Source organism: Bartonella sp. AA1HLJMS (assembly GCF_042197445.1).
Taxonomy (GTDB): domain Bacteria; phylum Pseudomonadota; class Alphaproteobacteria; order Rhizobiales; family Rhizobiaceae; genus Bartonella.
In genome coordinates this window covers 1-2,613 of record NZ_JBHIRW010000105.1, presented here as the reverse complement: position 1 = coordinate 2,613, position 2,613 = coordinate 1, and the positions used below count along the sequence as shown (strand labels likewise).

Below are 2,613 nucleotides of genomic sequence, written 5' to 3'. Positions count from 1 at the left end.
AACCGTTCTATCAACCTTCTCAAAGCCTATCGGCAAAAGTTGACCATCAGCACTGATCTGATAAAAGCCACCATCACTCGCAAAAAAAGCATCACTCCCTCGACATGCTATAGAGGACGCACTACGGGCTCCACGCTTGTCTTGGATCTTTTGAAAAGCAAACGGGCTTTTGGAACCTAACGTCAAAGAACCAGCATAAATAGCGGAACGAAGAAAAATAAGGGGATTGGTTGTTTCTGTTGCCCCCTGCACATATTCTCCATCTTGGAAATCCATATAACCACTAACATTATATTGAGTCTCCCATACAGTTTCATCGCCTTCTCCAGACCAATGAATGCGATTGGGATTATCTGTCAATTGCATCAAACAAACAAAAGGTCCCCAAACTTTGACCAATCCTGCTTTCGGTGGGTTGCCTTCTAAATCTTCAAACCGTTCAGAACTAAGGACCTTGAAAACTTGCGGTTTATCATTTTTATTCACCGCAATAACCATGTTTTTAAAAAGAGCAAACGACCATTTATTCTCTTCATTTGCTTGATAGGTCACACCACTTTGACTTATGTCTTTCCAACCCTTGGTTTGACTATCATAACTGTAAAGCTTTTGTTTGCCTCCTACAATTATCTTAACACCATTGCCACTTCTAAACGCTATGCACCCCAAAGGCTTTTCTTCCAAAGCATGAGACACAACCATTGCACTAGGCATCGGAATGTAACCGCCATCTGCTGGTAAAACATTCACAAGCGTATCCGTAAAGCTACCGTTGACGACCGAAACATCTGGTCTGTAATCAGCGATTGGAAAATAAACCATCTTAGAAATCCGTTGGTATTATTCTGGTCACGTTATGACGTTGAGACGTCTCTGCACGCAATTCATGCAACTGTTCGTTAAAGTCATTGTAAGCTGCCGTTGCACAATCGGGGTCTTTCAAGATATTCTTGTACAGTTCATATTTTGCACGCGCTTTAATCAAATCAAACGCGTGCACAAACCATGGATGCTCCTCATCAACACTCTCTATCTCTACAAGGCATTGATTTATAATGATAATCTAGTGTTATTCATATTGAATGAGAGTCCCGAATAACCTAAGATTGTCTCATTTTAAATCAGTTTATATTGCTTCAATCAAAACCACTCATTTGCACATCACAAGTGGGATGAATGTGTGGATCAAATTTATATAAGAAAGGAGTAAAAAATGGCTCTTATGAACCGTCTTAATGCAAGATCTGTCGCAACATTGGGGGCTGGCAAATATAATGATGGTGCCGGCTTGTTACTTCATAAGCGTAAAGATGGAGGTGCTCAATGGATTTTACGGTATACCCTTCACGGACGTCGTCGTGAAATGGGCTTGGGAGCATTGCGAGATGTCTCTTTAAAACAAGCCCGTGAATTGGCAACTGGGTGGCGTTCGGTTTTACGTGAGGGGCGTGACCCCATTAAAGAACGCAATAAACAAAAGCGTGAGGCAATCAGCAATCTTCATTACTTAAAAGATATTGCCGTAGATGCTTTTGAAAGTCGGAAAGCTGAATTAAAAAATGATGGTAAGGCTTGTGATTGGTTTTCACCTTTACGTCTTTATATTCTCCCTAAATTAGGCTGTCTACCCGTTTCAGAGATTACTCAAACAGAGATACGCAATACTCTTGCCCCTATTTGGCATACAAAAGCTGCAACAGCAGAGAAAGCATTGATACGTCTTAATCTTTGTCTTAAACATGCGGCTGCATTAGGTTTGAATGTTGATTTACAAGCAACAGAAAAAGCACGCGCGCTCTTAGGCAAACAACGCCATAAAACGCAAAATTTTCCAGCTATGGATTGGAGAAAGGTTCCGGCTTTTTATAAAACACTTTGCGAAACAACAACAATGACACAACTGGCTTTACGTTTGCTTATTCTGACAGGCGTTCGTACTTTTCCTTTATGTCATATCCATAAAGATCAAGTTGAGGATGATATCTGGACTATTCCTGCTGAAAATATGAAAGGAAAGCGTGATACAACAACAGAGTTTCGCGTGCCTTTATCATCAGAAGCATTAGACATTTTAAAACAAGCGCGCCTTTTATCACGCAATGATTTCTTCTTTTCTGCAACAGGTCGCGGTCCCCTCGCGCATAGGTGTATGGCTCAATATATGAAACGTATTGGACTTGATGCCTGCCCCCATGGATTTCGCTCTAGTTTACGCAATTGGCTTGCTGAAACAACCGATGCCCCCTATGAGGTCGCTGAAACCATTCTAAGTCATACAGTAGGAGGTAAAGTAGAGCGTGCCTATCGTCGTACGGACTATCTAGAACAACGCCGTGTTTATATGGATAAATGGGCGGCTTATGTCACGGGTCAATCTTAAGATATGGGGTGAATAACCCCATGATCTGTTGATAACTTTCTCTCTCTTTTCTCTCATTCTCTCTCAATAAGACTCATAACGTATCACATCAGAAATTATATAATAAAATATTGTTTTCTATAAATAAAACATCTTTCCAAACGAACCAAAATGTGGTTAATAAATAGTTATGATTTGTTACCATTTTTTGATAGAAAGGATTTTAGTATGACAGAAAATGATATTCTTTTGAC

At 40.3% G+C, this 2,613-nt stretch carries 1 protein-coding gene and 2 pseudogenes; 1 reads left to right on the top strand and 2 read right to left on the bottom strand.

Features of this window, described 5'->3' with window-relative positions:
• A pseudogene (locus tag ACFIQE_RS09490) lies at positions 1–822 on the bottom strand (hypothetical protein); the annotation flags it as partial.
• A gap of 1 nt (position 823) precedes the next feature.
• Positions 824–1,042, bottom strand: a pseudogene (locus ACFIQE_RS09485) (hypothetical protein); the annotation flags it as partial.
• A gap of 171 nt (positions 1,043–1,213) precedes the next feature.
• On the opposite strand from ACFIQE_RS09485, the gene ACFIQE_RS09480 reads away from it, so the two are divergent.
• Positions 1,214–2,380, top strand: coding sequence for a tyrosine-type recombinase/integrase (locus tag ACFIQE_RS09480; protein WP_375621728.1), 1,167 nt, complete (start codon positions 1,214–1,216; stop codon positions 2,378–2,380).
• Positions 2,381–2,613: the final 233 nt, after the last annotated feature.